General features: G+C 63.2%; 15 protein-coding genes and 1 tRNA gene. 9 read left to right on the top strand and 7 right to left on the bottom strand.

Annotated features, from left to right (window positions below; translation table 11 throughout):
- Positions 1-366: 366 nt before the first annotated feature.
- From glnA to HF916_RS41915, 4 genes are all read left to right on the top strand, one after another.
- A complete protein-coding gene (gene glnA, locus HF916_RS41930) occupies positions 367-1782 on the top strand; it encodes a type I glutamate--ammonia ligase (RefSeq protein WP_074282900.1) in 1416 nt (471 codons plus the stop codon).
- A gap of 192 nt (positions 1783-1974) precedes the next feature.
- On the top strand, positions 1975-3117 hold the full coding sequence (glnL, locus tag HF916_RS41925) for a nitrogen regulation protein NR(II) (RefSeq protein WP_168794545.1): 1143 nt from the start codon (positions 1975-1977) through the stop codon (positions 3115-3117).
- A gap of 44 nt (positions 3118-3161) precedes the next feature.
- Positions 3162-4679: a nitrogen regulation protein NR(I) gene (ntrC, locus tag HF916_RS41920; protein WP_168794544.1), complete on the top strand. Its 1518-nt coding sequence runs from the start codon at positions 3162-3164 to the stop codon at positions 4677-4679.
- A 79-nt stretch (positions 4680-4758) separates the two neighbouring features.
- A complete protein-coding gene (locus HF916_RS41915; protein ID WP_168794543.1) occupies positions 4759-6858 on the top strand; it encodes a prolyl oligopeptidase family serine peptidase in 2100 nt (699 codons plus the stop codon).
- A 20-nt stretch (positions 6859-6878) separates the two neighbouring features.
- On the opposite strand, the gene xth is transcribed toward HF916_RS41915, so the two are convergent.
- Positions 6879-7655: an exodeoxyribonuclease III gene (gene xth / locus HF916_RS41910; RefSeq protein WP_168794542.1), complete on the bottom strand. Its 777-nt coding sequence runs from the start codon at positions 7653-7655 to the stop codon at positions 6879-6881.
- A gap of 170 nt (positions 7656-7825) precedes the next feature.
- Between xth and HF916_RS41905 the strand changes: the two genes are divergently transcribed.
- Both HF916_RS41905 and HF916_RS41900 read left to right on the top strand, forming a co-directional pair.
- The gene (locus HF916_RS41905) at positions 7826-8113 is read left to right on the top strand and encodes a hypothetical protein (RefSeq protein ID WP_106279408.1); all 288 of its coding nucleotides are present in this window, start codon (positions 7826-7828) and stop codon (positions 8111-8113) included.
- A gap of 78 nt (positions 8114-8191) precedes the next feature.
- A tRNA-Met gene (locus HF916_RS41900) sits at positions 8192-8268 on the top strand.
- 97 nt (positions 8269-8365) lie between these two features.
- On the opposite strand, the gene HF916_RS41895 is transcribed toward HF916_RS41900, so the two are convergent.
- The gene (locus HF916_RS41895) at positions 8366-9064 is read right to left on the bottom strand and encodes an aspartate/glutamate racemase family protein (RefSeq protein WP_168794541.1); all 699 of its coding nucleotides are present in this window, start codon (positions 9062-9064) and stop codon (positions 8366-8368) included.
- A 205-nt stretch (positions 9065-9269) separates the two neighbouring features.
- Here HF916_RS41895 and HF916_RS41890 point away from each other — a divergent pair, with 205 nt between their 5' ends.
- Positions 9270-10562, top strand: a complete 1293-nt coding sequence (locus HF916_RS41890; protein WP_168794540.1) for an amidohydrolase family protein — start codon at positions 9270-9272, stop codon at positions 10560-10562.
- 102 nt (positions 10563-10664) lie between these two features.
- Here HF916_RS41890 and HF916_RS41885 read toward each other — a convergent pair whose 3' ends face one another.
- The gene (locus HF916_RS41885) at positions 10665-12773 is read right to left on the bottom strand and encodes a M3 family metallopeptidase (protein WP_168794539.1); all 2109 of its coding nucleotides are present in this window, start codon (positions 12771-12773) and stop codon (positions 10665-10667) included.
- A 324-nt stretch (positions 12774-13097) separates the two neighbouring features.
- Here HF916_RS41885 and HF916_RS41880 point away from each other — a divergent pair, with 324 nt between their 5' ends.
- Positions 13098-14213 (top strand): acyltransferase family protein, encoded by a 1116-nt coding sequence (locus tag HF916_RS41880; protein WP_168794538.1) that lies wholly within the window; start codon positions 13098-13100, stop codon positions 14211-14213.
- A gap of 120 nt (positions 14214-14333) precedes the next feature.
- Here the strand turns inward: HF916_RS41880 and folD are convergent, their stop codons facing one another.
- The 4 genes from folD to fixL form a co-directional block, all read right to left on the bottom strand.
- Positions 14334-15194, bottom strand: coding sequence for a bifunctional methylenetetrahydrofolate dehydrogenase/methenyltetrahydrofolate cyclohydrolase FolD (gene folD / locus HF916_RS41875; protein WP_168794537.1), 861 nt, complete (start codon positions 15192-15194; stop codon positions 14334-14336).
- Positions 15195-15546: 352 nt separating this feature from the next.
- Positions 15547-16488 (bottom strand): DUF2950 domain-containing protein, encoded by a 942-nt coding sequence (locus HF916_RS41870; protein ID WP_431311468.1) that lies wholly within the window; start codon positions 16486-16488, stop codon positions 15547-15549.
- A 565-nt stretch (positions 16489-17053) separates the two neighbouring features.
- Positions 17054-17698 carry an oxygen response regulator transcription factor FixJ gene (gene fixJ / locus HF916_RS41865; protein WP_006051254.1) on the bottom strand — a complete coding sequence of 215 codons (645 nt, stop codon included), beginning with the start codon at positions 17696-17698 and terminating at the stop codon, positions 17054-17056.
- Positions 17695-20211, bottom strand: a complete 2517-nt coding sequence (gene fixL, locus HF916_RS41860) for an oxygen sensor histidine kinase FixL (protein WP_168795834.1) — start codon at positions 20209-20211, stop codon at positions 17695-17697. Before fixL ends, fixJ begins: the two co-directional genes overlap by 4 nt.
- Positions 20212-20486: 275 nt before the next feature.
- On the opposite strand from fixL, the gene aceE reads away from it, so the two are divergent.
- Positions 20487-23183, top strand: a complete 2697-nt coding sequence (gene aceE / locus HF916_RS41855) for a pyruvate dehydrogenase (acetyl-transferring), homodimeric type (protein ID WP_168794535.1) — start codon at positions 20487-20489, stop codon at positions 23181-23183.
- Positions 23184-23237: the final 54 nt, after the last annotated feature.

Here is a 23237-nt window from a genome sequence, read left to right as displayed (position 1 = left end):
GGCGAACGGCCGTGCGCCGCGACCAGGCGAATGCGCAAAACTGGTGCAAGTTTCGCGAAATGCACCAAAATAAAGATGTCGCCCGTTGCCAATCTGGCGAATGCACGAATTTGGTGCGAAGTCAGACCTGAAGATTTCGGGGCTGCATGCCGTGCGGTGCGCCCATTCCCCGCAAACGCGCGCGTAGTGTGGTTTTGCGCCGGGTTGGCGCATACATGGCACAGAAGCTGCTTTATTGGTGCCGATCGATTTGTCCAGGCAGACTTTTATGTTCCTCCTCAACGATTGAGGGTGGACGTGCCGGGACGGGTCAGCTAGATTGGGCGGCGGCTGAATCCGCCGAATTCGTTAATCAGGAGATAGGTTATGAGTAAATCCGTGGCCGACGTCGTGCAACTCGTCAAAGACGAAGACGTCAAGTTTGTCGACTTTCGTTTCACCGACACGCGCGGCAAAGAGCAACACGTTTCGGTGCCGGTGTCGGCATTCGATGAAGACAAGTTCGAAAGCGGCCATGCGTTTGACGGTTCTTCGATTGCCGGCTGGAAGGGCATCGAGGCATCAGACATGTTGCTGATTCCGGACGCGAACACGGCTTTCATCGACCCGTTCTACGAAGAATCCACCCTCGTGCTGACCTGCGACGTCGTCGAACCGGCGGACGGCAAGGGCTACGAGCGCGACCCGCGCTCGCTGGCCAAGCGCGCTGAAGCCTACCTGAAGAGCACGGGCCTCGGCGACACGGCATTCTTCGGTCCGGAACCGGAATTCTTCATTTTCGACTCGATCAAGTGGGGCACGGATCAGTCGGGCACGTTCGTCAAGATCGGTTCGGAAGAAGCACCGTGGTCGTCGTCGATGGACTTCGAAGGCGGCAACACCGGTCACCGTCCGGGCACGAAGGGCGGCTACTTCCCGGTCGCGCCGGTCGATACGTTCCAGGACATCCGTTCGGAAATGTGTCTGCTGCTCGAACAGATCGGCATTCCGGTCGAAGTGCATCACCACGAAGTCGCGGGTCAGGGCCAGAACGAAATCGGCACCAAGTTCTCGACGCTGGTGCAACGCGCCGACTGGCTGCAGCAAATGAAGTACATCATCCACAACGTCGCGCATACGTACGGCAAGACGGCAACGTTCATGCCGAAGCCGGTGGTCGGCGATAACGGTTCGGGCATGCACGTTCACCAGTCGATCTGGAAAGACGGCACGAACCTGTTCGCAGGCAACGGTTACGCAGGTCTGTCGGAATTCGCGTTGTTCTACATCGGCGGCATCATCAAGCATGCTCGCGCGCTGAACGCGATCACGAACCCGTCGACGAACTCGTACAAGCGCCTCGTGCCGCACTTCGAAGCACCGGTCAAGCTGGCTTACTCGGCACGCAACCGTTCGGCATCGATCCGTATTCCGCACGTGTCGAACCCGAAGGGCCGCCGTATCGAAACGCGTTTCCCGGATCCGATGGCGAATCCGTACCTGTGCTTCTCCGCGCTGATGATGGCGGGTCTGGACGGCGTGCAGAACAAGATTCACCCGGGCGAAGCTGCCGACAAGAACCTGTACGACCTGCCGCCGGAAGAGGATGCAAAGATCCCGACCGTGTGCGCCGGCCTTGACCAGGCTCTGGACTCGCTGGACGCGGACCGTGAATTCCTGACGCGCGGTGGCGTGTTCACGGATTCGATGCTCGACGCGTACATCGAACTGAAGACGGGCGAGCTGCAACGCTATCGTCAGTCGGTGCACCCGATCGAATTCGAAATGTACTACTCGCTGTAAGCGGCCATGGCGCTTCGCCCTTCACACGGCGAAGCGCTTTGCCCGACGCTCGCGATCGGTCACGAAGGGACGGCGGCGCCGTCCCTTTTTCGTTAGGCCGTGCATAACGTTTGCGGCTCGCGGGCAAGGCAATGAGCAACACAATAAGCGCATCACCGTTTTATCACCATCTCCTATCGGCCAGACTGCAAGATGGTTCTTAAGAATCTGATCAAGGCAAGGAAAGGGCACGAGCAGGCGCTCTCGGACGACGCTCAACTCGTCAGTTCCGGTTTGCTGCCGGGCTTCGAGGCGTTGCCGACGGTCGTGCTGGTGCTCGAAAAGCGCACGCTGCGCGTCGCGTTTGCGAATCCGTCGGCGGAGTCGATGCTGGAACTCTCGCGCCGGCAATTGACGCAGATGGCGTGGCCGGACATCTTCTCGAATGCCGACGAACTGGTCGCGACTATTTCCGCGATCGCCGCCCACCGTTTTCACGCGACGCATCTGGACGCCGTGCTCGAGCGTCCGGGCCACGAGCCGCTGCACGTGCATGCGATCGTCGGTTTCCTGGAAGGCGCGCAAGACTACGTGCTGCTCGAACTGTTCGAGAACGAGCGGCATTTACGCACCGACCGCGAGGAGCGCATCAACGACCTCACGGCGGTCAACAAGCAACTGATCCGCAATCTCGCGCACGAAATCAAGAATCCGCTCGGCGGCATTCGCGGCGCGGCGCAACTGCTCGAGTTCGAACTCGGCGAGCGTCAGCGCGATGAATTGCGCGAGTACACGCAGGTGATCATCAAGGAATCGGACCGGCTGCAAACGCTGGTCGACCGACTGCTGGAGCCGCACCGTCATCCGCATATCGTCGGCGACGTGAATATCCACGAGGTATGCGAGCGTGTGCGCCAGGTGATTCTCGCGGAGTTTCCGCGCGGCCTCACCATCGAGCGCGATTACGACGTGAGCGTGCCGGACCTGCGCGGCGACAAGGAGCAACTGATCCAGGCGCTCCTGAACATCGTGCGCAACGCGGCTGAAGCGTTGCGCGAACGTATTTCGCAAGGCGATGCGCGGATCGAATTGCGCACCCGCATTGCGCGCAAGATTACGGTGTCGAAACGCTTATGTAAGCTGGCACTGGACTTGCATATCACTGACAACGGCCCAGGCATTCCCGAAGAAATCCGTGACCGCATTTTCTATCCACTCGTGTCGGGGCGCGAGGACGGAAGCGGTCTTGGACTGACGCTCGCGCAGACCTTCGTGCAACAGCACGATGGTTTGATCGAAGTGGATAGCCGCCCGGGTCACACCGAGTTTCAGATTCTGCTGCCGCTCGACTGCTAACACCATACGTACCCAAACGTACTCAAGACTTCTGACCGACCCATATGAAGCCGATCTGGATAGTAGACGACGATCAATCGATTCGCTGGGTGCTCGAAAAAGCACTGGCCCGCGAAAACTTCGCGACTCGCAGCTTCGCGAACGTGCGCGAAGCGTCGGCCGCGCTCGATCACGACAGCCCACAGGTGCTGGTGTCCGACATCAGGATGCCTGGCGGCTCCGGCCTCGAATTACTGCAAACCGTGCGTGACAAGGTGCCGGGCTTGCCCGTCATCATCATGACGGCGTTCTCGGATCTGGATAGCGCGGTCGCTGCATTCCAGGGCGGGGCGTTCGAATACCTCGCCAAGCCGTTCGACGTCGACAAGGCCGTCGAACTGATTCGCCGTGCCGTGGACGAAAGCATGCGCGGCGAACAGACGTGGGACGAACGCGTCACCGAAGCACCGGAAATGCTCGGCCAGGCGCCGGCGATGCAGGACATGTTCCGCGCGATCGGCCGCTTGTCCCATTCCGCGGCAACCGTGCTCATTACCGGCGAATCAGGCACCGGGAAGGAACTGGTCGCGCGTGCGTTGCACCGACATAGCCCACGCGCGAACGGTCCCTTCATCGCGCTGAACACTGCCGCGATTCCAAAGGATCTGTTGGAATCCGAATTATTCGGTCACGAGCGCGGTGCGTTCACCGGCGCGCAGGCCATGCGTCAGGGCCGCTTCGAACAGGCCGAGAACGGCACGCTGTTTCTCGACGAAATCGGCGATATGCCGTTCGATTTGCAGACGCGTCTGTTGCGCGTGCTGTCGGACGGGCAGTTCTATCGCGTCGGCGGCCACAATCCGTTGCGCGCCAACGTGCGCGTGATCGCGGCGACGCACCAGAATCTCGAATCGCGCGTGCGTCAGGGTCTGTTCCGCGAGGACTTGTATCACCGCCTCAACGTGATTCGCTTGCGCTTGCCGGCTTTGCGCGAGCGCAGCGAAGACATTCCGCTGCTCACGCGCCACTTCCTGCAAAAGAGCGCGCACGATCTCGGCGTCGAGTCGAAGCGCGTGTCCGAAGAGGCGCTGGCTTATCTCGCGTCGCTGCCGTTTCCGGGCAATGTGCGTCAATTGGAGAATCTTGCCAACTGGCTCACGGTGATGGCGCCGGCGCAGACCATCGAGATCAAGGACTTGCCGCCTGATCTCGGGCCCGCGCAAGCCGGCGTGACCGATCTGACCGGTGGCGGCGGTGGGGCGATCGGCGCGGGAGATGCGAGTCTCGCAGGCGGCGCGCCGGTCAACGGTGCAACTGCCGCAACGCATCCGGCCGCGGTGGGCGGCATGCCCGTCGCGACTACCGTCAGCGCCTGGGAAGGCGGCTTGCGCACCGAAGTCGCGCGGATGTTGCGCGAGAATGCGGCGGACGTCATGGACGAACTCGCGCGCCGTTTCGAAGCGGCCGTGATTCGCGAAGCGCTCGACTTCACGCGTGGACGCAAGGTCGAAGCGGCGGAGCGTCTCGGGATCGGCCGCAATACCATCACGCGCAAGATTCAGGAGCTCAATCTCGAGCCGTGAGCGTCGAGTGGCAGCTCGTCACGCGAGTCGACGGCTGCCACAAGGCATAATCAACGCTGTTTTCATTTGACAGCCGACGATGCCCGCACCTCCCCCTCTCACCGCTCCTTTCTCCTGGCCGCTTTCCCCCGATCCCTTCCTGTCGCTCGAAGCGCTCGACGACCCTGACGCGCTCGCGTGGGTCGAACAGCAGAACGCGCGCACGCGCGCCGCGTGGTGCAGCAGCGCGGAATTCGCCTCGCTCAGGCAGCGGCTCGCCGACGCCTATCTGCCGCGCGAACGACCAGTGATTCCCGATCGCTGGAAGGACTGGGCTTACGACCTGTGGCAGGACGAGCGCAATCCCAAGGGCATCTGGCGGCGCACGACGTGGGCAGCATGGCGTGGCGGCAAACCGGAGTGGAAAAACCTGCTCGACTTCGACGCGCTCGGCGCCGCCGAAGGCACGCCCTGGGTGTGTGTCGAGCTAGACATTCTTTATCCCGACGGCGACCGCGCGCTGATCACGCTGTCGCCGGGCGGCTCGGACGCGCTCGTGGTACGCGAGTTCGAAATCGACGCGCGACGTTTTGTCGACGCCGGTTTTGTGATCGCGAAAGCCGGCAAGCACACGGCGACGTGGATCGATCGGGACACGCTTTACGTCGGCTGGGATAACGGCCGCAAGAGCTTGACGCGTTCCGGTTATCCGCGCGAAGTGCGACGCTGGACGCGCGGCACCGCGCTTGCCGACGCGCCCGTGATGTTCAAGGGCGCGTTCGGCGACATCGGCGTGGAAGGGCACTACGATCCGGTCGAGCAACGGCATACGGTGGTGAGCAGCGTCGATTTCTTCGATTCGCAGACCTATTACCTCGATGGTGCCCAGGGTGCCGTCGACGCATGGCGCCGCTACGAGGTGCCGTCGCACGTCGCGGTGAGCGGCTGGCAAGGCTGGCTGTTGCTCGAGCCGCGGCTCGATTGGGACTGCAATGGCGTGCACTATCCAGGCGGCGCGTTGCTGGCGATTCGCGAAGATGCGTTCCTGCGCGGCGAGCGCGACGTGCTGCCGCTATTCACGCCGACGCCGCAAACTTCGGCCTGCGAGTGGACGCATACGCTCAACCACCTGATCGTGTCGTACCTGGAAGACGTGCGGAACAAGACCTTGCTGTTGACGCCGTCGCAAGCCGACGATCAGGCGTGGCATTGGCAGCAGCGTGTCTTTCCAACGCGCGACGACGCGCAAGCCGACGTGTCGCCCGTCGAGCCGACGCTCGACGACGAAGTATTCGTCGATACCGACGATTATCTGCAGCCGCCTGCGTACTGGCTCGCCGACCTCGCGCGCGACGATCTGAGCGAATGGGAATTGCTCGACCGCTGGCCGACGCAATTCGACGCGACGCAGTTCGCCGTCACGCGCGGTCACGCAGTTTCCGCGGACGGCACGCGCGTGCCGTACACCATCGTCGGCCCGCGCGATGCGCAACCACACGCGCGCCCATGTCTGCTCAGCGGTTACGGCGGCTTTGCGATTCCGTTGCTGCCGAGCTATCTCACCGGGCAAGGCATCGGCTGGCTGGCGCGCGGCGGTGTCTATGTGGTCGCGCATATTCGCGGCGGCGGCGAGTTCGGCACGCGCTGGCATACGGCCGCGCAAGGCGAGCATCGCCAGCGCGCATTCGACGATTTCATCGCGGTGGCCGAGGCGCTGATCGACACGGGCGTGACGAGCGCCGCGCAACTCGGCATTCAGGGTGGCAGCAACGGCGGTCTGCTGGTGGCGGCGTGCATGGTGCAGCGCCCTGATCTGTTCGGCGCCGTGGTGTGTGAGGTGCCCTTGCTCGACATGAGCCGCTATCACCTGCTGCACGCGGGCGCATCATGGATCGACGAATACGGCGATCCCGACGAACCCGATGATGCAGGCATGCTGGCCGCTTACTCGCCGTACCACCGCGTGTCAGCGAATGTTGCGTATCCGCCTGTGCTGTTCACTACATCGACGGCCGACGACCGTGTGCATCCAGGCCACGCGCGCAAGATGGCCGCGCGCATGCAGGCGCTGGGCGCGGACCACGTCTGGTATCGGGAGAATACGGAAGGCGGGCACGGCGGCTCCGATGAACTGGAGCAGGCCGAGCATGATGCGATGGTGTTCGAGTTCCTGTGGCGTACGTTGAACCAGTCAACGTAGCCTGACGTGATGACGAACGATCAGACGAGCTGCGCGACGACCGGCGCGTGGTCCGACGGCTGATCCCACTTGCGCGGCACCTTGTCGACGTCGCACGATGAGCACACGTCGGCTAGCGCCTTCGACAGCAGGATGTGATCGATGCGCAGCCCCGCGTTGCGGCGGAACGCCATCATCCGGTAGTCCCACCACGAATAGATCTTTTCCGGCTGCTCGAACTGGCGAAATGCATCGACGAGACCGAGTTCGATCAGCCGCACGAACTCAGCGCGTTCTTCGGGCGACACCAGGTTCTGGCCTTCCCAGGCTTTCGGATCGTGCACGTCGCGATCTTCCGGCGCGATGTTGTAGTCGCCGAGCAGCGCGAGCTTCGGATGCGACGCCATCTCGCTCGCGATCCAGTCGTGCAGCGCAGCAAGCCAGCGCAGTTTGTACGCGAACTTGTCGGTGCCCGGCGCCTGGCCGTTGGGGAAATACGCGGAGATGATGCGCACGCCTTCGATGGTCGCGGCAATCACGCGTTGCTGCGGATCTTCAAAGCCCGGAATGTTCCGCACGATGCTGCCTTCGTCGACCGTCAGGCCGCCGCGCACCAGAATGCCGACGCCGTTATAAGTCTTCTGGCCAGCGAACCAGCTGCGGTAGCCTTTCTCTTCGAGTTCGGCGCGCGGGAATTTTTCGTCCGGCAGCTTCAGTTCCTGGAGGCACAGCACATCGGTGCCGCTGGTTTCGAGCCAGTCGATCACATGTTGCTGGCGGACTTTGAGGGAGTTGACGTTCCAGGTGGCGATTTTCATGACATTCTCACAAGCTTGCGTGATTCCGATAGTCCCGCATCTTATCGCGCGGACGAGACGGCGGTGAAAATGGCCCCGTCTCGGCATCGAAAATAAAAGCGCGAAGCGCCCAAGCCGCGGCGTATAGTGAGACCACTCACACTCGCACTTTTGCGCATCGGGGAGGCATCATGGCCGAACTTTACCCAGCTCTTTATAAGGACTTCGAAGTGCATCCGCTGGTGTTTTCGCGGGCATTCGACAAGTTCGACGGACACAAGCGCCACTCCGAAGGCTACGACGTCGCGGTGCGCGTCTGCCGGCCGGGCGCGATCAGCGGCTCGAAGGCGAGCCGCGTATTTCGTCTCGTGTTGCCGCTCACGTTCTCCGATTTCGGCGTGGCTAAACGCAGCGCAAGTCAGTACGGCGCGGATATCATCGACGGCAAGGTGGAAGGTGCAACGGTCCAGGATCTGTGAGTCGTTTCGCGAGCGTGAAATAATTCGCGCGATCGTTTGACGTCTTGCGAACATCTCTATACAATCCGTTTTCTCTGACGCGGGGTGGAGCAGTCTGGCAGCTCGTCGGGCTCATAACCCGAAGGTCGTAGGTTCAAATCCTACCCCCGCAACCAAGCATTGTTGAAAGCCCGCTGGCGCAAGCCACGCGGGTTTTTTAACTTCTGCGGCATCCGTGCACACATGCGTTGAAGCACACGCGCGCATCGACCTTCACTCCCAATCAATCGCCCATTCCACTGCGGCTTGCGCATGCAACGCAGTCGTATCGAACACGGGCAACGCGGAATCTTCCGGCTTGATCAACAAGGTAATCTCCGTGCAGCCGAGAATCACCGCCTGCGCGCCACGCGCGGCGAGCGCTTCGATCACACGCTGATACACCGCACGCGAAGCGTCGTTCACTTTGCCGTGACACAGTTCGTCGTAAATGATGCGATGCACGTCTGCGCGTTCGGCTTCGTCGGGAATCACTGTCTCGAGGCCGTAGCGCTCGCGCAGGCGCCCCGTGTAGAAAGTTTGCTCCATCGTATAGCGCGTACCGAGCAAGCCCACCCGCTCAATGCCTGCCGCCCGCAGCGCGCTGCCGGTCGGATCGGCGATATGCAGGAAGGGCACGTCGATCGCCGCTTCGATCGACTCGTACACGCGATGCATCGTATTGGTCGCCAGCATCACCAGATCGGCGCCGCCGCGTTCGAGTTGGCGGGCGGCGTCGGCCATCTGCTGGCCGAGCGCGTTCCAGTCGCCCGCGCGCTGGTTCGCTTCGATCGGCGCGAAGTCAACGGTGAGCATCAGGCTGCGGGCGTTGTGGTGGCCGCCCAGGCGCGCCTTGGCGTAGCGGTTGAGGAGCTTGTAGTACTCGGTGGACGATTCCCAGCTCATCCCGCCGATCACGCCGATCGTTTTCATACGCTTGCTCCGTGAGTGGATGACGGCGCGGCATCGACCGTCTGTCGGGCGAGTATAGGCGGGCGACGCGATGCACTGCCGGTACGGATCGCGCGCCGCTCGCCGGTACGCCCAGATGAAAAAACGTCGAACAAAATCGCCGCCACGCGCTTTCTGACGCCGATAGAATCGTAATCAATCAGGACGGGGTCAAAGGGAGCGATAGATGGATCTGATCATCCGCCGCGCGATGCTGCCGCCAGGCGCCGCGCCGCAACACAAAGAGCCGGTCGACATCGGCATGGAAGCAGGGCGCATCGTTGCGGTCGAGCCGAATCTGGCCGCCAACGCGCGCGAAGAAATCGACGCCGCGGGCTCGCTCGTCACGCCGCCGTTCGTCGATCCGCATTTCCATATGGACGCGACGCTCTCGTACGGTCTGCCGCGCGTGAACGCGTCGGGCACGCTGCTCGAAGGCATCGCGTTATGGGGCGAACTGAAGCCGGATTTGACGCAGGAGGCGCTGATCGAGCGCGCGCTGCAGTATTGCGACTGGGCCGTTGCGCGCGGATTGCTGGCCATCCGTAGCCACGTGGATGTGTGCGATCCGCGCCTGCTCGCGGTCGAGGCGCTGGTCGAAGTGAAACGCCGCGTCGCGCCGTATCTCGACCTGCAACTGGTGGCCTTTCCGCAGGACGGCGTGCTGCGCAGCCCGGGCGCTTTCGAGAACCTCAAGCGCTCGATTGCGATGGGCGTGGACGTGGTCGGCGGCATTCCGCATTTCGAGCGCACCATGGCCGACGGCGCGCAGTCCGTGCGGCTCCTGTGCGAGTACGCGGCGGAGCAGGGCTTGCGCGTCGACATGCATTGCGATGAATCGGACGATCCGATGTCGCGGCACATCGAGACGCTCGCGGCCGAAACGCACCGGCTCGGTTTGCACGGGCGTGTCGCCGGTTCGCATCTGACCTCGATGCATTCCATGGACAACTACTACGTCAGCAAGCTCCTGCCGCTGATGCGCGAGTCGGGCGTCGCGGCAATCGCGAATCCGCTGATCAACATCACGCTGCAAGGCCGCAGCGACACCTATCCGAAACGGCGCGGCATGACGCGCGTACCGGAGATGATGGCGGCCGGCATCAACGTCGCGTTCGGCCACGATTGCGTGATGGACCCGTGGTACAGCCTCGGCTCCGGCGACATGCTCGAAGTCGCGCACATGGGCTTGCATGTGGCGCAGATGACGGGCGTCGACGGCATGCGCGCCTGTTTCGACGCGGTGACGGTGAACGCCGCGCGCATTCTCGGTCTGGAAGGCTACGGCATCGCGCCGGGATGCGCGGCCAATCTGGTGCTGCTCGACGCGCGCGATCCGGTGGAAGCAATCCGCCTGCGCGCCGCGCGCCTTGCGGTGGTGAGCCGCGGCAAGGTGGTGAGCCGCGCGCCGGCTGCGCGCGCGGCGCTGTCGCTCGAAGGCCGTCCGTCGCAAGTGGACTTCAAATTGCATCGCGGCTGATTGCAGCGAGGCTCGCGCGAAACAAAAAAACCGGTGTCTGCTTAACGCAGGTCACCGGTTTTTTATCGGCGCATGCAGAGCGCCAACGCTTGTATCAACCGATCAATGCGCCGCGCCCGGCGACATGCCGTTGTGCCGCAGCAAGGCATCGATATTCGGCTCGCGGCCGCGGAACGCCTTGAACGATTCCATCGCCGGGCGGCTGCCGCCCACTTCCAGAATCTCCTTGCGATAACGCAGGCCGGTCGCCTGATCGAGCACGCTGCCGCTCGCCGTTTGCGCCGCTTCTTCGAATGCCGCGTAGGCATCGGCGGAGAGCACTTCAGCCCACTTGTAGCTGTAGTAGCCCGCCGCATAACCGCCCGCGAAAATATGGCTGAACGTATTCGGCCAACGCGAGAACGGCGCCTGCGGCACGACATGGAAGCGCTCGTTGATTTCGCTCGCGAGTTCGGTGGCGTTCTTGGTGCCGGACGCGTCGAAGCCGGTATGCAATTGCATGTCGAACATCGAAAACACGATCTGACGCAGCGTGCCCAGACCGCTCTGGAAGTTCTTCGCGGCGAGCATTTTGTCGAACAGATCACGCGGCAACGGCTTGGCCGTTTCGACGTGCGAGGTCATGTCGCTCAACACGTCCCACTCCCAGCAGAAGTTCTCCATGAATTGCGACGGCAGTTCGACCGCGTCCCACTCGACGCCGTTGATGCCCGACACGCCCAGTTCATCGACGCGCGTGAGCATGTGGTGCAGGCCGTGGCCGAACTCGTGGAACAGCGTGATGACTTCGTCGTGCGTGAAGCAGGCGGGCTTGCCGCCGACCGGCGCCGAGAAGTTGCAGGTCAGATAGGCGACCGGCGTTTGCACGCTGCCGTGCGTGTGCTTGTGACGGCCGCGCGCATCGTCCATCCAGGCGCCGCCGCGTTTGCCTTCGCGCGCATACAGATCGAGGTAGAACTGCGCGACGAGGCCGCCGTCCTGATTCTCGACGCGGAAAAAGCGCACGTCCGGATGCCACACGGCCGCGTCGTCGCGACGGATACGCACGCCGAAGAGTGTTTCCGTGACCTTGAAAAGCCCCTTGAACACGGCGTCTTCCGGGAAGTACTGTTTGACTTCGTTCTCGGAGAACGAATAGCGCTTCTGACGCAGACGCTCAGCGGCAAACGTCATGTCCCACGGCTGCAGTTCGCTCATGCCGAGCTCGTTGGCGGCGAATTCGCGCAGTTCCTTCCAGTCCTGCTCGGCATGCGGACGCGCACGCGTGGCGAGGTCTTCGAGGAAGCTCATCACCTGGGCGGGCGACTCGGCCATTTTCGGCGCGAGCGAGACTTCGGCGAAGTTGTTGAAGCCGAGCATGTGCGCTTCTTCGGCGCGCAGTTTCAGCTGGTCGGCGAGCACGGCGGTGTTGTCCCACTCGGGCTTGCCGTTGCCGTATTGCGGGCCGAGCTCGGAAGCGCGCGTGACATACGCGCGATACATCGCTTCGCGCAGCGGACGATTTTCCGAGTATTGCATCACCGGGAAATACGACGGGAAGTGCAGTGTGAACTTGTAGCCGGTTTTGCCTTCGCGTTCGGCCGCTTCCTTCGCGCCTTCGACGACGTCCTCGGGCAAGCCGGCCAGTTGCGCCTCATTGCCGGCTTCGACGATATAAGCGTAAGCGTTGGTCGCATCGAGCACGTGATCGGAAAACGCTTTCGAGAGCGCCGCCTGGCGTTCCTGCAATTCGGCGAAATGCGGTTTCTGGTCTTCCGGCAATTCCGCGCCGGACAGGCGGAAATCGCGCAGCGCATTGCCGAGAATCTTCTTGCGCTCGCCGGTCAGCGATTCGAAATCGGCGCTCGCATTCAATGCCTTGTACTTCTCATACAGTGCGAGATTCTGGCCGACGCTCGACCAGAACTCGGTGACGCGCGGCAGATTCTCGCCATACACGGCGCGCAACTCAGGCGTGTCGGCGACGGCGTTCAGATGGCCGACCACGCTCCAGGCGCGCGACAACGGTTCGGTGGCGCGCTCGACCGGTTCCACCACGTCGGCCCACGAGGCGGGCGTGATCGGCTGGGCGGCGCGCTCGACGGCGGCGGCCGCGTCGGCGAGCAGCACATCGAGGGCGGGCGTGACGTGTTCGGGGCGGATTTCGCCAAAGCGCGGCAGGTCGGAGAAATCGAGGAGCGGATTGTCGTGATTCGAGGCGGTAGTGGACATGAGGCTTCCTGTCTGACGCGAGTGAACGGGTAATCGGTGCATCGACGGGCGTCCCCCAAGGGGACTGCCTTCGGGGCGCGCGCTATGACGCCCCATAACAGCCGATACAGACATTATTGGGGCAGGGCGCGTTGATTCCAATCCGTCGGCAGACAAATTATCAGATGTCGCGGCCCTGTGCGCGAGCGCGCCATCGCGGCCGGGCGTTACGCGCGCGGAATTTCGCCGTCGCGCTCTGTGCGAAAACGCACGGTGCCGATTGCTGCTATGCGGCAATGTGGAGCGTCGCTATCGGTCAGCGGCGTTTTTTGCAAAGAGGTATCGATGAATCCGCTTTCGGACGCTCTCGCGCACAAGGGCAATAATTTCGATCTCGTGCGGCTGCTCGCCGCCATTGCCGTCGTGTATGGCCATTCGTATGTGCTTCAGGCGCCCGACGGCAGCACGGATTGGGTCCAGAACGCGCTGGGTTTCGACGGTTTCGGCGCGCTGGGCGTCTACGCCTTCTTCCTGCTGAGCGGCATGCTGGTGACCGCCAGCTTCGGCCGGCAACGCTCGGTGCCGCGCTTCGCCGTGTTGCGCATCGCGCGGCTGTGGCCGGCGGTGGCGGCCGGGTCGCTGGTGACGGTGTTCATCGTCGGTCCGCTTTTCACGACGCTGCCGCTGCGTGAGTATTTCGCCTCCGGCATGACGTGGGCCAACCTCGACAACTTCTCGACCATCGTGCGGTCAAGCGGCTGGGCGCTGCCCGGCGTGTTCGAGCACAACCGCTATCCCGTCGACATCTGCGGACCGCTGTGGACACTGCCGGTCGAAGTGCGCTGCTATCTGCTCGTGCTCGTGACCGGCATGGTGGGTTTGCTGTCCAGCTCGCGCGGCGTGGTGCTTGCGGCCGCGCTCGGTTGCGCCACATTCATGCTGCACGTGGATCACGCGCATTGGCAGATCGGCTTGCGAGATTTCAGCGAAACGCCCGACGGCTATTCGTTCTGGCCGGAGCCGTTTTTCATGCTGGGCATGCTGCTGTATGGCTGGCGTGAACGGATTGACATCAACGGTTTGACGGCGCTGGCGTTCACGATGGTGTTTCTGGTGTTCCGCGACACGGCCGGCGCGCAGCCGCTGTTCTATCTGGCGTTCGTGTACGGCGTGCTGTGGATCGGGACGACGCCGCTCCTGCGGCGCTTCGTACCGCGTCACGATTACTCGTACGGCATCTATCTGTACGGCTTCATGGTGCAGCAATGCGTTGCGAACATCGCGCCGCAGTTGAACCATGTGACGGCGGTGTTGATCGCCGCGCCGTTTATTCTGCTGTGCGCGGCGCTGTCGTGGCACTTCGTGGAGCGCCCGGTGCTGAAGTGGTGCCGCGGGCGTCTGGCGCGCCCATCGACGCCGCTAGCCGCGGGGATGCCCGCCAGCGATCAAGCCGTGCGCTGAGATGCGCTGAGGTAGGAGGCGCGCGTTCTGCGCCGATGGATGTGGATGCCCCGGCGCGACGCCAGTGCCGGAAGGTCTCGCTGCCGGCGACGATGCTTCGCCGGCTTTTCTCCTGCCGCTTTATGCGTTCGCCGCCGCTTCGCGCTCGGCGGCTTCGATCGTGTTGACGAGCAGCATGGTGATCGTCATCGGACCGACGCCGCCCGGCACCGGCGTGATGTAGCCGGCCACTTCCTTGACGCCCGCAAAGTCGACGTCGCCGCACAGCTTGCCGGCTTCGTCGCGATTCATGCCGACGTCGATCACCGCCGCGCCCGGCTTCACCATGTCCGCCGTGAGAATGTTGCGCAAGCCGGTGGCGGCGACCACGACATCCGCGTTGCGCGTGTGAGCGGCCAGATCGCGTGTCTTGCTGTGGCAGATCGTGACGGTCGCGCCCGCTTCGAGCAGCAGCAGCGCCATCGGCTTACCGACGATGTTCGAGCGGCCGATCACCACGGCGTTCGCGCCTTGCAGCGGAATCTCGTGAGCGGCGAGCATTTTCATCACGCCGTACGGCGTGCACGGGCGGAACAGCGGCTGTCCGGTCATCAGCGCGCCGGCGTTGGCGACGTGAAAGCCGTCGACGTCCTTTTCCGGCGCGATCGCCTCGATCACCTTGTGGCTGTCGATATGCGGCGGCAGCGGCAATTGCACCAGAATGCCGTGAATGCGCGGGTCGCGGTTCAGTTCGTCGATGCGCGCGAGCAGGTCGGCTTCCGGCAGGTCGGCCGGATAGCGGTCGAACGACGAGCCGAGCCCGTTGTCGTGGCACGCCTTCACTTTGTTGCGCACGTAGACTTCGCTGGCCGGATTGTCGCCGACCAGCACCACCGCGAGGCCCGGCTGATGGCCGCGGGCGGTGAGGGCGGCGGCGCGCGCGGCGACGTCGGCGCGCAGGGTCTTGGAAAGGGCTAGGCCGTCGATCAGTTTGGCAGTCATGGTCGGGTCGAGATGGGCAGTTTGGGAAGCGGGGCAGGGCGCAGACGCTTGTGCATGCCGCGCGCGATGGCGCTTTTCAACGGGAATGGGTCGGCACGTGAAAAGCGCGCGGCGCGAATCGGGGTTAAGCGGCGCTGCAAAGTGCGCCATTATACCGGCCCTGCCTGGCGCGCCGCGTACGGATTCCAGGCTGTGTGGCCGCAGTGGGGACGCGGGCCGTGCGTGCCTCACAGGGTGGGCACGGATGCCCGGTTCGAACGGCGGCGGCAACGGGTGCGCCGCCAGCTGCGTGTTCGGGGCCGCGCCCGTCGCTTGGCGCGGCGGGCGGAAGCAAGACTGTCGAACGCGACGGCTAAGGCTGGACCGCCTGCCAACCCGAGCCCGGATCGAATGCCGTGATGGCTGCCGCCGCGCGCGCGGTTCGCGGCCCGAGGTTCTTCTGATAGACCTGCCCGTCCTGGTTGACGATGAAACTCATCACGCCGGTCCTGCCATAGTCACCCGGCGACGCGATCAGCGCGACCCCTTTGCTCAGCACGCCGTTGTCGACGTAGTTCCTGGCGCCGCCCTTAGCGTGCGGCCCTTGTGCCGTGAGAATGCGGAAGTGATAGCCGTGATACGCCTGCCCGGGCTGAATGCCCGTGGGCATGGTGGCGGCGAGCGGTCCGAGCGGGCTTTCCGCTTCGCCGGGCGCTGTCGTCCAGTACAGGCCATTGTGCTGTCCCGGCGTACTGACGAAGCGTTGTGCGTAGTGCTGGGTCAGATTGCGATAGTCGTCTTGCGCATCCAGGTAGCCGAGCGAGGTCAGAATCGCAGTGTGTTCATTGCGGCCGATGCGCCGTGTCAGCATCTCGTCGCGTCCTGCGGGTGGATCGAAACGCCAACCTTTGCCCGATCGCACGAGCGGAATCGGCAAGGTCCAACCACTGTAGCCGACCGTCAGATGCGCGGTGACGCGCCCCTTGTCGTTGACCGGATCCGCCACGATCTGATGGTTTTTCGACCATTCGCCGAGGAACTGATAGATGTCGTCCTGGCCGATGCCTTCGGTTGGAATGACGCGATGAAAATCGCCGCCCAGTACACGCTTGAGCGCGTCGTCGTCGTTGCGCGCGAGGGCTTCGACGAAGGCATTGGCCGCGTCGTCCGCGCTGGGATAGACGCTCTGGGCATGCGCAGGGATCGTGCTGATCAGCAGTGCCGGCGCCAGCAGCAGTGTGCCGGTGGTGCCGAGCGCGATGGCAAGTGTCAGTACGCGGGCGGGCGGCTTGCCGCGTGAGAATAGACGCATTATCAGACTCCTTTTTTTGCTTAACGGTTGCGGCCGAAGTGACATTCACCGACGTCACCTCCGCCGCCTAAGCCACCGCCCGCTCTGCCCGCCGGCCGAGCTGGCGATAGCGCCGCTGCGCTAGACGCGGCCGTTTGCCGAGGCCTTCGCTTGGCGCATGGACGACACCCGGTGTGGCAACTCCGACGACGAGTGGCGCTCCCGCAAGAACGGCGCAAACAGGCCACACACGCGAGCGGTGTGCTCCGGATCCTTTCACGATGAATTGCTCCGGGTTGGGTTTATACGACGAGATGCCGGTGCGCAGCACGCGCTGCGTCGCTTCGCCGCGATGGAATACGGCGAGGAAATGGCGAGTGGGGCCGGTGCCCGGCATGTGGCCGAACGGCTCGGTTCGTCCTGCTTGCCGTGCGGCGGAAATGAGGGAGAGTGGGGTGAGCGATGCGGGAAAAGAGGGTGATACGGGCCGGACTCTTCAATAGTCCGGCCGTTGATACGCAGTCACTTCTGATCCGGCGACGAGGCTCCCAAAGGCGCTTCCTTCGGGGCGCGTGCCGCCGGGTGCGGCTTATTGCGCCGGTTGCGGCTTGTTCGACAGCGCCAGTCGCAGCAGATCGGCGACCGTGTTGACGTTGAGCTTTTCCATGATGTTCGCGCGGTGCGCTTCGACCGTCTTGATGCTGATGCCGAGGTCGTCGGCGATCTGCTTGTTCAGTCGGCCGGCGATGATGCGCTCGAGCACCTGATGCTCACGCGCGGTCAGCTTGCCGAGACGTTCCGCCGCGGCGCGCTGCTGCTGCACGCTGGTGCTTTCGCTGCGTGCCTTGTCGAGCATGCGCTCGACCAGCTTGCGCAACTCGGCTTCGTCGAACGGCTTTTCGATGAAGTCCATCGCGCCTTTTTTCATCGTGGACACGGCCATCGGCACATCGCCGTGACCGGTCACGAAGATGATCGGCAGCGATGCGTTGTCGGCGATCAGGCGTTCCTGCAACTCGAGCCCGCTCATGCCGGACATCCGCACATCCAGAATCAGGCACGCGATCTGGCCCGGATGCTGATGCGGCTGCCATGCGTCGATGAACTGCTCGGCGCTGGAGAAGCATTGCACGCGGTAGCCGTTCGCCTCCAGCAGCCAGCGCAGCGAATCTCGCACGGCCTCGTCGTCATCGACGACAAAGACAGTTTCCTGTGTGGTGACTGGGCTGTTCATAGCTCTCCCGTAACGGTTTGTGGTGTCGGCGCCTGTGCCCCGCCGTTGCTCGGGCCATCAGGCTCTCCAATAGGCAGACTGCAATGGAACGTGGCGCCTGTGATGTGGCCGTCAGATTCGACGTTGTTGACCACCCACAGACGGCCGCGGTGCGATTCGATAATCGAACGGCAAATGTTCAGCCCCATGCCCATACCATCGGACTTGGTGCTGTAAAACGGTTCGAACAGCCGCTCGGCTGTCGCTTCGTCGACGCCCGGTCCCTGGTCGACGACGCTGATGCAGACAAACCCGCTCTCCAGTCGCACGACTACGCGGATCACCGGATCGACCGCATTCGGACGGGCCTCGGCCATCGCTTCGGCGCCGTTCTTCAGCAGGTTGACCAGCACCTGCTCGATCAGCACCGGGTCGACGTAGATCACCGGCAGGCGCGAGCGCAGATCCGTGACGATGCGAATGCGGCGCTTACGCGCTTCGATTTCGGCGAGGCCCACGGCGTCGGCGACGATATCGGCCACGCGTGTGGCCTGGCGCTTCGGCTCGCTGCGCTTCACGAACTCGCGAATGCGCTTGATGATCATGCCGGCGCGCACCGCCTGCTGGGCGGTTTTTTCGAGTACGGGCAGCAGATTGTCAGGCGTCGTCCGACCGGATTTAACCAGTGCGACAGTTCCGGAGCAATAGTTATTGATCGCGGCGAGCGGTTGATTCAGTTCGTGCGCGAGCGACGAAGCCATTTCGCCCATCGTCATCAGACGGCTGGTGAACTGCAGCTTCTCGTCCTGCTGGCGCGACAGTTCCTGCGCCTGCTTGCGAGTGGTGATGTCGGTCGCGATCTGCATCTGCGCGAGGTGGCCGTCCACCCACTGAATGTACTGGCGGCGCACTTCGAACCACTTCTGAATGCTCTGCACGTAAATTTCCTGCGCATCCGCGGTACTTTCGGTCAACGCGGCGGCGGGCAGGCCAGCGTATGTGTCCACCATATCGATCGAATCGGACGACGCCTGTGCGCTATCGAACCCGCCGCCCGCCAATTCCAGATGGCCGTCCGGGCGAATGCCGAACAGATGCCGGTAATAGCGGTTGGCGAACAGTAGCTCGGCTTCGTCGGCGGCGAGCACGGAGACGGCGGCATCGAGACTTTCCAGCACCGTGGTGAAGCGTTCGTGCGCGGCGGCGAGTTCCTCGCGCGCGCGCTTCGGTTCGGTGATGTCGGTCATCGACGACATCCAGCCGGTCTGGCGGCCCGAGCTGTCGATCAACGGCGACACGTAGAGACGCGCGTGGAACAGCGAGCCGTCCTTGCGACGCACCCGCAACTCGAAGCCGGAGGAGGGCGCCTTGCCGCGCAGCGTCATGTCGAGCTGGCGCTGCATTTCGGGGTAAGCGTCGCGCGGCCAGTAGGCGAACGGCGCGTTCTTGCCGACCAGATCGCTTTCGTCCCAGCCGGTCATGCGGCAAAACGCCGGATTGACGTGGGTGATGCGCCCGTGCATGTCGAGCACGCGCATGCCGATCAGCACCGAGTTTTCCATCGCGCGGCGGAAGAACGCTTCGGCGTACAGCGCCTGCTGCGCCTCGAAGCGTTGCCGCGTGTGTTTCCACAAGCTCCACAGGCTCCACAGCACGAAACAGGACAGACCCGCCACCAGCCACACCAGCGTGTTGTTGGTGAAGTTGGTCATCTGCGGGAACGCGTAGACGCGCACCGAGACGCCCTGGCCCGGCGGGTCGAGCGGCAGGTCGTAGAACATGTCGCGCGGCAGGCGCGGGCGGGTCGACGTGGTGGTCAACTCGCGGTTGTTCACGTCGATGATCGAGATTTTGTACTTGGCGGACAGCTCGGGCGGAATGTCGTGCTTGAGAATGCCTTCCACCGAGAAAACGGCGGCGATCGTGCCCAGAAAGTCGCGATCGCGGAACACCGGCGTTTGCAGTGTGATGTAGCCGTTGCCGAGGTCGTCGTAGATGAGCGGCGAATACACCTGGCGGCGCGTGTTGCGCGCCTCGGTGAAGGCGGCTTTGACGGCTTCGTCCATCTGCGCGTCGTTCGGCTTGGCCAGACGCTGGCCGAACACGGGCAGCGCGGTATTGGGCCAGCGCGGTTGCTGCCTGCTGGTGTACCAGTTCATGTAGAGGATCTCGGGATGCCCCTGCATGATGTCCGTGGTGGACACCTGGAACGAATGCGGATCGGCGCGGCCGGCGACCAGATCGCGCGCGAGCGCCTGGATCTGTTCCTGCGCGCCGGTCATGGACAGGCGGATCTGCTGCTGCGCCCACGCGACGTTACGGTAAAGCGTGTCTTCCTGCTGTTGCTGTTCGCGCCGGTTCAGGCTCCACAAAATCAGACTCATGACGACCAGGAACACCAGGATCGACAGGAGCGGCGTGAGCAAATAGGAGTTGGACCACCATGGTCCATGGTGCCAGCGAGAGGACGGCGTCGAATCCGCCGGCGAACCGGCGGTGCGCGCCGAGCGTGCGAAAAGCCGTTCGGTCAACATGCGTGGCATTGTAGCGCAGCGTGAAGCTAGTAAATGGCGCAAAAAAGCGCGGAAAGGACCGTTAATCGGCGCAAACTAGCCAGCGTATCCGTCGATCGGCAGTCAAATCAGGTTGCGTCGCAACAATTTTCCGCATTATGAGAATCAATCTCGTAATTTGAAAATTTTGTTGCGCTGACGTCGGGACCCTTATTACAATCGGCCGAAGCTGCCGCGGCCGTGCTTCGTCCGCGTCGTCTGTTCAAAGAGCGTTCCTCTACATCCAGGAGACGAGCATGTCCGCTGTACCCGACGAAGTCATGAAATATGTCGCTGCTGAAAAAGACGACGATCCCCAGGAAACCGGCGAATGGCTTGAAGCGCTGGATGGCGTGATTTCTGCTGTGGGCCCAGATCGCGCTCACTACCTGATCGAGAAACAGATCGAATTCGCCCGCGTGCATGGCGAACATCTGCCGTTCTCGGCCAACACGCCGTACATCAACACGATCCCGGTGTCGCGTCAGGCGAAGATCCCCGGCGATCAGGACATCGAACACCGCATTCGCTCGTACACGCGCTGGAACGCCATCGCGATGGTGCTGCGCGCCGGCAAGGACACCAACGTCGGCGGCCACATCGCCTCGTTCGCCTCCGCCGCCACGCTGTACGACGTCGGCTACAACCACTTCTGGCATGCGCCGTCCGCTGAACATGGCGGCGACCTCGTGTTCGTGCAAGGCCACTCGTCGCCGGGCGTCTACTCGCGCGCGTTCCTGCTCGGCCGTCTGACCGAGAAGCAACTCGACAACTTCCGTCAGGAAGTGGGCGGCGAGGGCATTTCGTCGTACCCGCACCCGTGGCTGATGCCGGACTTCTGGCAATTCCCGACCGTCTCGATGGGCCTCGGCCCGATCATGGCGATCTATCAGGCGCGCTTCATGAAGTACATGCAGGCGCGCGGCATTGCGAAGACCGACGGCCGCAAGGTCTGGGCCTTCCTCGGCGACGGCGAAACGGATGAACCGGAATCGCTCGGCGCGATCGGCATGGCCGGCCGCGAACGCCTCGACAACCTGGTGTTCGTGATCAACTGCAACCTGCAGCGCCTCGACGGTCCGGTGCGCGGTAACGGCAAGATCATCCAGGAACTGGAAAGCGAATTCCGCGGCGCCGGCTGGAACGTCATCAAGGTCGTCTGGGGCAGCCGCTGGGATGCGCTGTTCCAACGCGACAAGTCGGGCGTGCTGATGCGCCGCATGATGGACGTGGTCGACGGCGAGTACCAGACGTACAAGTCGGAGTCGGGCGCGTATGTGCGCGAACACTTCTTCAACACGCCGGAACTGAAGGCGTTGGTCGCTGAATGGTCCGACGAGGAAATCTGGAACCTGAACCGCGGCGGCCACGATCCGCACAAGATCTACGCAGCGTTCCAGGAAGCGTCGAATTCGCAGGGCCAGCCGACCGTCATTCTCGCGAAGACGATCAAGGGCTACGGCATGGGCGAAGCCGGCCAGGCGATGAACATTACTCACCAGCAGAAGAAGCTGCACGTTGATCAGCTGAAAAAATTCCGCGACCAGTTCCGCCTGCCGATCGCCGACGACGACCTCGTCAACGTGCCGTACCTCAAGTTCGAAGAAGGTTCGAAGGAACTCGAGTACATGCGCGCTCGCCGTCAGGACCTCGGCGGTTATCTGCCGGCGCGTCGCCAGAAGGCCGAGTCGCTGCCGGTGCCGGAACTGTCGGCGTTCGAGCCGCTGCTCAAGGGCACGGGCGAAGGCCGCGAGATTTCCACGACCATGGCGTTCGTGCGGATCCTGAACATCCTGCTGAAAGACAAGGCGCTCGGCAAGCGCATCGTGCCGATCGTGCCGGACGAGTCGCGTACCTTCGGTATGGAAGGCCTGTTCCGTCAGATCGGTATCTGGAATCAGGAAGGCCAGAAGTACGTGCCGGAAGATTCCGACCAGCTGATGTTCTACCGTGAGTCGGAAACCGGTCAGATCCTGCAGGAAGGCATCAACGAAGCCGGTGGTATGGCGGACTGGATCGCAGCCGCGACGTCGTACTCGACGCACGGCGAGATCATGATCCCGTTCTACATCTTCTACTCGATGTTCGGCTTCCAGCGTATCGGCGACCTGGCATGGGCGGCGGGCGACATGCGTTCGCGCGGCTTCCTGCTGGGCGGTACGGCGGGCCGCACGACGCTGAACGGCGAAGGTCTGCAACACGAAGACGGCCACTCGCTGCTGTGGGCGGCTTCGGTGCCGAACTGCATCAGCTACGACCCGACGTTCGGTTTCGAACTCGCGGTCATCATGCAGGACGGCCTGCGCCGTATGGTCGCGGAGCAGGAAGACGTGTACTACTACGTCACGGTGATGAACGAGAACTACGAGCACCCGGCGATTCCGCAGGGCGAGTCCGTGGCGGCCGACATCATCAAGGGCATGTACTCGTTCCGTAAGGCCGATGCGGATAAGAAGGCGCCGCGCGTGCAACTGATGGGCGCGGGCACGATCTTCAACGAAGTGATCGCCGCCGCCGACCTGCTGAAGAACGAGTGGGGCGTCGCCGCCGATCTGTGGAGCGTGCCGAGCTTCACCGAACTCGCGCGCGAAGGCCACGAAGTGCAGCGCTGGAACCTGCTGCACCCGACCGAAGAAAAGAAGCTCTCGCACGTCGAGAAGCTGCTGAAGGATGCACAAGGTCCGGTCATCGCTTCGACCGACTACGTGCGCGCGCTGACCGAGCAGATCCGCGCGTTCGTGCCGCAGAAGTTCGTCGTGCTGGGCACGGATGGCTATGGCCGTTCGGACACGCGTGAAAAGCTGCGCCACTTCTTCGAAGTCGACCGCTACTGGGTTACGGTTGCCGCGTTGAATGCACTCGCAGATGAAGGCACGATCGAACGCAAGGTAGTCGCCGAGGCGCTCAAGAAGTACAACCTTGATCCCGCCAAACCCAACCCGATGACCGTCTAAGGCATCATTCCCCGTGTGCCATGGCGTGCGCGCCCGCCCCTGATTGCCAGGGGC

The organism is Paraburkholderia aromaticivorans (assembly GCF_012689525.1).
Classification (GTDB): domain Bacteria; phylum Pseudomonadota; class Gammaproteobacteria; order Burkholderiales; family Burkholderiaceae; genus Paraburkholderia; species Paraburkholderia aromaticivorans_A.
This window is presented reverse-complemented; position numbering and strand designations above follow the sequence as displayed.